This is a genomic window from Blautia caccae (genome assembly GCF_040095955.1).
GTDB lineage: Bacteria > Bacillota > Clostridia > Lachnospirales > Lachnospiraceae > Blautia > Blautia celeris.
The window spans coordinates 117802-124139 of the sequence record NZ_JBBMFP010000017.1 but is presented as its reverse complement, the minus strand read 5'-3'; the positions used below and the strand labels follow the sequence as shown (position 1 = coordinate 124139).

Here is a 6338-nt window from a genome sequence, read left to right as displayed (position 1 = left end):
CGATTCATGTGTTTCACTGTTCAGTTATCAAGGTTCCTGTCAGTTTTTGACAGCTTTGATATTTTATCATATCGTTTTGAGCTTGTCAAGAACTTTTTTATTTTTTTAGAAGTTTTTTTCTTCTGTCGGATGTTGCCGTTTTCGCGACAGCTATAATAGGTTATCACATCTTCTGTCGTTTGTCAACAACTTTTTTCTCTTATTTTTCTAAGAGAAAACGGAGAAGGAGGGATTTGAACCCTCGCGCCGCTATTAACGACCTACTCCCTTTCCAGGGGAGCCCCTTCAGCCGCTTGGGTACTTCTCCAGGCTGAATCAATCAAATATTCATTTATATATCCAAAAGCATCATAACCAATCTTGAACTCACCCCTCTGGTTCGTTCTCGATATTTGCTTTCGGGAACGGAGAGAGTGGGATTCGAACCCACGCGCCCTTGCGGACAAACGGTTTTCAAGACCGCCTCGTTATGACCACTTCGATATCTCTCCATATCTATCACTCGGTCAGCGACAAGTGGTATCTTATCACTTATGTCGGAAGTTGTCAATAGATTTTTTGAATTTTTTCCAAAATTTTCTCTGCGACAAGAATATCCTCCGGCGTGGTGATTTTTATATTCTCATAGGAACCCTCTACCAGCTTGATTTTCATGTTTCCAAAGCGCTCCATTACCATGGCATCATCCGTGATATCCGCCATATTCTGCTGCCGCGCCCTCTCATAAGCTTCCCGAATTGCAGTGTATGAAAAAATCTGCGGCGTCTGAATGTTCCACACCAGGCTTCTGCTGGGTGTAGACGCCACCATTCCGTTCTCATCTGCGATTTTTATGGTATCTTTTGAAGGCATACCGATGACACAGGCACCACTGGCAAGAACTGCTTCTTTCCCCCTTCTGATCATATCTTCTGTCAAAAAGGGTCTTGCCCCATCGTGTATAAATACATAATCGCTGTCCTCACAGGCGCACAGTCCCGCGTAGACAGAATCATAGCGTTCTCTGCCGCCGGCGATCACTGCCTTCACTTTAGAAAAACCATATGCTTCTATAATTTCCTGTTTACAGAAATTTATACTGTCTTTTCCTGTAACAACAATAATTTCTTCAATTTCCCTGCTGTTCTGGAAACAGGACAGGCTGTAATACAGGACCGGTTTCCCCTTAATTAGAAGAAACTGCTTCTGTACTTTACTGTTCATTCTCTTTCCCTGGCCTGCTGCCAGCACAATTGCGGTGGATTTCATCAGCGCTCTCCTAACCTCAGATTTGGAATCGCATTCAAGTCAAGACCGTGTCTGGTTCCTTTTTGATATTCATAATAAGCTGCCACTCCTATCATTGCGGCATTGTCTGTGCAGAAAATAGGAGACGGATGATAAAAACCAATGTTATGTTTTCTGCAGGCTTCCTCCATGGCTGTGCGAAGGCCGCTGTTTGAAGCCACCCCTCCTGCGATTGCCAGTTTGTCTATCTTATAGTCTTTTGCTGCTGCGATAGCATGTTCCACAAGCACTTCCACAACACAACGCTGAAAAGAGGCCGCAACATCTGCCGCCACAATCTCTTCGCCCTGCATTCTGCATTTATTCAAATGATTCAGCACTGCTGATTTGACACCACTGAAACTGAAATCATATGGCGCCTCGTCCACTTTCGCCTTAGGAAAATCAAAGGCATAGGCATTTCCCTCTTTGGAAAGCCTGTCTATCTTCGGTCCGCCCGGATAACCAAGCCCAATGGCTCTTGCCACTTTATCAAACGCCTCACCTGCGGCGTCATCTCTTGTCCTGCCCAGGATTTCAAACTCCCCGTAATCTTTCACGATCACAAGATGGGTATGTCCTCCGGAAACCACCAGGCACAAAAACGGCGGTTCCAGATCCGGATGTTCAATATAATTCGCTGAAATATGCCCCTCTATGTGGTGCACACCTACAAGCGGAATGTCTTTTGCAAAACTGATGGCTTTTGCCTCAGCCACCCCTACAAGCAGCGCGCCTACAAGACCCGGTCCGTATGTGACGCCTATGGCATCTAAATCGTCCAGGGTCACGTCCGCCTCTTTTAACGCTTCCTCAATGACCTGGTTAATTTTTTCTATGTGTTTTCTGGAGGCTATTTCAGGAACAACTCCTCCGTATAATTTGTGCAGCTCTATTTGGGACGATATGATATTGGATAATATGGTCCTGCCGTTTTTCACCACAGAGGCGGCAGTCTCGTCACAGGAGCTTTCTATTGCAAGGATCAGTACATCCTCATTTTTCTTCTCCATTTTACATTCTCCTTTTTCACAAAACTCACCGGCAATGCCCGGGATGCCTTATGATTCTTCCTCAAACTGCAGTTCCACGGACTGCCTGTCCCGGGCTGCAATCGTATTGGGAAATACTTTCGCGGCTTCGGGGAGAGCCTCCTCCGGGCGTACAAGGGATGGGCTGTAGTGTGTGAGCCACAGCTCTTTTACCTGCGCTTCTTTTGCCAGAAGTGCTGCTTCCCTGAAAGTCATATGCTTGTGAGCTTTGGCCTTCTCCTCTTTATCCTGCTCTCCGTACATGCCCTCGCAGATAAACAGATCGGAGTCTTTGGCATGTTCCGCAATGGATTTTACAGGACGGGTATCTGTGGTATAGGTCAGTTTGATTCCTTTTCTTGCAGGGCCTAAAACCATATCAGGCGTATATGTTTTACCGTCTGCTTCAACAATCTGCCCTTTCTGAAGCGGGTTCCAGCACTGCAGCGGAATCCCCTGTTCTTTTGCACGGGCAGCGTCAAATTTGCCGCCCCTCTTAATTTCAATAGAGTATCCATAGCAGGTTACATTGTGATTCACACGGAATGCCGTGATATGGTATCCACAGACTTCCATCTGTTCCTCCGGCTGTGTCAGTTCTATACATTGTATGTCAAAGGGAAGTTCAGGAGCGATCACGCGCAGAGCCTGAACAACACGTACCAGCCCTTTGGGGCCAATCAGTGTCAGCGGTTCTGTCCGCTCTGCATTTCCCATGGTCAAAAGGAGTCCCGGAAGCCCGCTGATATGGTCAGCGTGATAATGTGTAAAACAGATCACATCGATCGGCTTGAAACTCCATCCTTTCTCTTTTACTGCGACCTGTGTGCCTTCGCCGCAATCTATCATAAAATTACTGCCGTTATAGCGGGTCATAAGTGAGGTGAGTTTCCGCCTTGGGAGCGGCATCATGCCTCCTGTGCCCAACAGACAAACATCCAGCATCTGTCATTTCCTCATTTCTCTTCATTTCTTTGTTGACTGCGCTTCTATCTTAGCACACATTTTTTTCCACTACAACAATTCCTTTTCAATTTTCTCATCAACAGGTATGGCAAACCCGCGGATAATTTCATCATAGCAGTCTTCACACAGGTCAAACTGGTGGCGCTGTGTATCCTTTTTTGAGAAATATCCCCAGGCTATGTCAACAGGGAGTACCCCTTCCATGGCTATACCGTTTTCCACGTGCAGTTTTTTCCCGCAGCGGTTGCAGTATAGCTCTGTGAGCATGCCCGTTTCCTTTTTTTCGTATTTTCGCATAGTCTTTATCCTCCTGCCTTGAGCTTGTACGCCAGATCCTTTCTCTTCCTTGTCTATTCTCTATCATTATACAGAAAATGTGTGTAAAAGCCCAGTGGGAAACAGTTGCAGATATAGAAAAAGATAGCAGTTCTGCTATCTTTTGCACATTACGACAGCGTGTTCTGTGGGCGCCTCGTAGAAATTTTTTCTCAATCCTGCGTCCTCAAACCCGCAGGAACGATACAGGGAAATCGCTCTTTCGTTGCTCTGGCGTACTTCCAGATAGAAGGAGGAGACCCCTGCTTTCCTGCCGGCCTCCAGAAGTGCCTCTACAAGCTGTCTTCCTATATGCTGTCCCCAGCAGGAAGATTTCACGGAGACATTGGTGATCTCACCTTCATCCAGAGCTGTCCACATGCCTGCATAGCCTGTGACAACGCCGTCAAGTTCTGCCACGAAGTAAACAGCACTTACAGACTGCACTGCATCCAGAAAGCCGGATGCCTTCCACGGGCGTGAAAAATTTTCCGCCTCAATCTGTGCGGCTGCCGCTGTGTCTTCGGGGCGCATATCTCTAATGATCAGCATTTTCTTCTTTTGCAAGGCGGGCTGCGCGTTCTCTCTCAGCCTGTGATACTCTGAGGTAATCGGGCTGATGGTCAGCAGCGTCCTCCATTTTCCCTTCTTTATAGTAGATTTGGGCAAGCGCTGCCACAGCGGCTGCTCTCTGTTTGTTTATATGAGCCGGGGCAAAGGAATAGGGGACATGGCAGGTCTCCTCTATAAGCTCTCTGTATACAGGTACGCCGTCGCCCAGGAAAATGACGGATTTTCCGGTTCGGTTCAGCTCCTCTATAAGCTCTGTCATAGGGACAGCGTCCTGGGGTTTCAAAATTTTTAAGGCGTGGTTTTCAAAACAGTAGATGCCTGTGTAGACCTGTTTTCTCCTGGCGTCCATGATGGGGCAGATCAGAGTATCAGGGGCTGTATCGTACAAGTTGTAGGCAAGGGCGTCTACGGTCGGGATACCTATGAGGGGTTTGTCCAGGGCAAGGCCCAGACCTTTGGCTGTTGCGGAGCCGATTCTGAGGCCGGTGAAGGAACCGGGGCCGGCGGCTACTGCTATGGCATCAATGGAATTTAAATCCAGGGATATGGCTTTTTTTACTTCGTCCAGCATGGGAAGCAGGGTCTGGGAATGGGTTTTCTTGTAGTTCATTGTGTATTCCGCTACCAGTATATCGTCTTCCACCACGGCAACGGATGCTACCAGGCCGGAACTGTCTAGAGCTAAGATTTTCATTGTTCTTTCATCTCCTTATTCATTTAAACCTTCTATGGTTATTTTGCGGTAATCAAAACCTTTGGATGGGTCTTTTTCTATGGTGATTTTTATGACATCCGGGGGAAGAAGTTCCTCGATCAGCTCTGCCCATTCAATGAGGCAGATGCCTTCACCGAAAAAGTAATCGTCGTATCCGATCTCTTCCATCTCCTCGATGTCACCGATGCGATAGACGTCGAAATGGTAGAAGGGGAGGCGGCCGCTTTCGTATATTTGGACAATGGTGAAGGTGGGGCTGTTGACGGGTTCTTCTATGCCGAGGCCTTTGGCTACGCCCTGTGTGAAGACGGTTTTGCCGGTGCCCAGGTCGCCGTTTAGGGTGTAGATTTGGCCGGGGGTGGCTTTTTGGGCGATGGATTGGCCCAGGTTAAATGTTTCTTTTGGGGTGGTGGTTTCTATTGTTTTCATTTGGTGGGTGGCTCCTTTTTTTGTGTGAGAAGGGGACGGGGAAGCCGTTGGGAGGGGCCGGGCGTGTGATGGGGGGAGCGAAGCGTTGCGCTTGGGCAGAAGCTAACCTGCTCCCAGTCACTAAATTCGTCAGCAGAGGCTTCCTCATTAAGTGTCTGGGGCAGGTGGATCTTCTGCCCGCTCCACTATACATCGCTCCCCCCATCACACGCCCGGCCCCTCCCAACGGCTTCCCCTGGTGTTCTCAGGCGGTAGGTTTGAATGCTGAAGGTAATGGTTTCGTGGAGCTGTAGTTATTGCGGAAATTTAATATATATCATAGATTGTCTCGCTTATCTTTCTGTAAAGATACTATAAGTTATAATATAATATAATCTTTTGCGCCACAAGTATAAAAAAGAAATTTCTTGCACCTTTTATTTTTAGAGATTATAATAGAGAAAAATGTTTAAAAGGAGATTTTTGATATGGCTAATCCTATTGTTACGATTACTATGGCAGATGGGGGCGTGATCAAGGCGGAATTGTATCCGGATGTTGCGCCGAATACTGTGAATAATTTTATTAGTTTGGTAAAGAAGGGTTTTTATGATGGACTGGTGTTTCATCGGGTGATTCGTGGATTTATGATTCAGGGTGGCTGTCCGCAGGGAAATGGGATGGGTGGTCCAGGATATTCTATTAAGGGAGAGTTCAGCGGAAATGGAGTTGAAAACAATCTGAAGCATGACGCCGGCGTTTTGTCTATGGCGCGCGCTATGGACCCGAACTCTGCCGGAAGCCAGTTCTTTATTATGCATGAGAATGCTCCGCATCTGGACGGGCAGTATGCTGCTTTCGGTAAGGTGACGGAAGGAATGGATGTGGTGAACGCTATCGCTGAAGTCCGGACAGATTACAGTGATCGTCCCATGGAGCCGCAGACGATTCAGAGTATGACTGTGGAAACTTTTGGCGAGGAGTACGCTGAGCCTGAGAAATTTTAAGAAGTAAAAGAAATACCCTGTCTGTGCCGGATTCATTCCGGACTGCAGACAGGGTAT

8 protein-coding genes and 2 tRNA genes are annotated in these 6338 nt (G+C 47.4%); 1 reads left to right on the top strand and 9 read right to left on the bottom strand.

The window, feature by feature from the left end:
• Positions 1-218 precede the first annotated feature (218 nt).
• From WMO65_RS17980 to tsaE, 9 genes are all read right to left on the bottom strand, one after another.
• Positions 219-307: transfer RNA gene (locus WMO65_RS17980), tRNA-Ser, on the bottom strand.
• A 98-nt stretch (positions 308-405) separates the two neighbouring features.
• Positions 406-491 (bottom strand) — tRNA-Ser (locus tag WMO65_RS17975).
• Between the two features lie 55 nt (positions 492-546).
• The gene (ispD, locus tag WMO65_RS17970) at positions 547-1248 is read right to left on the bottom strand and encodes a 2-C-methyl-D-erythritol 4-phosphate cytidylyltransferase (protein WP_033140711.1); all 702 of its coding nucleotides are present in this window, start codon (positions 1246-1248) and stop codon (positions 547-549) included.
• Positions 1248-2279: a tRNA (adenosine(37)-N6)-threonylcarbamoyltransferase complex transferase subunit TsaD gene (gene tsaD / locus WMO65_RS17965; RefSeq protein ID WP_033140712.1), complete on the bottom strand. Its 1032-nt coding sequence runs from the start codon at positions 2277-2279 to the stop codon at positions 1248-1250. Before tsaD ends, ispD begins: the two co-directional genes overlap by 1 nt.
• Positions 2280-2327: 48 nt before the next feature.
• Positions 2328-3242, bottom strand: coding sequence for a ribonuclease Z (locus WMO65_RS17960; RefSeq protein WP_033140713.1), 915 nt, complete (start codon positions 3240-3242; stop codon positions 2328-2330).
• Between the two features lie 69 nt (positions 3243-3311).
• Positions 3312-3560, bottom strand: coding sequence for a hypothetical protein (locus tag WMO65_RS17955; RefSeq protein ID WP_033140714.1), 249 nt, complete (start codon positions 3558-3560; stop codon positions 3312-3314).
• Positions 3561-3695: 135 nt separating this feature from the next.
• Complete coding sequence (gene rimI / locus WMO65_RS17950; RefSeq protein ID WP_148393537.1) at positions 3696-4130, bottom strand: ribosomal protein S18-alanine N-acetyltransferase; 435 nt, start codon at positions 4128-4130, stop codon at positions 3696-3698.
• Positions 4117-4845, bottom strand: coding sequence for a tRNA (adenosine(37)-N6)-threonylcarbamoyltransferase complex dimerization subunit type 1 TsaB (tsaB, locus tag WMO65_RS17945; protein ID WP_103732894.1), 729 nt, complete (start codon positions 4843-4845; stop codon positions 4117-4119). Before tsaB ends, rimI begins: the two co-directional genes overlap by 14 nt.
• Positions 4846-4860: 15 nt before the next feature.
• Entirely contained in the window at positions 4861-5295 is a 435-nt protein-coding gene (gene tsaE / locus WMO65_RS17940; protein ID WP_033140717.1) for a tRNA (adenosine(37)-N6)-threonylcarbamoyltransferase complex ATPase subunit type 1 TsaE, read from the bottom strand.
• Positions 5296-5762: 467 nt separating this feature from the next.
• On the opposite strand from tsaE, the gene WMO65_RS17935 reads away from it, so the two are divergent.
• Positions 5763-6281: a peptidylprolyl isomerase gene (locus WMO65_RS17935; RefSeq protein ID WP_033140719.1), complete on the top strand. Its 519-nt coding sequence runs from the start codon at positions 5763-5765 to the stop codon at positions 6279-6281.
• The last annotated feature ends 57 nt before the right edge of the window (positions 6282-6338 follow it).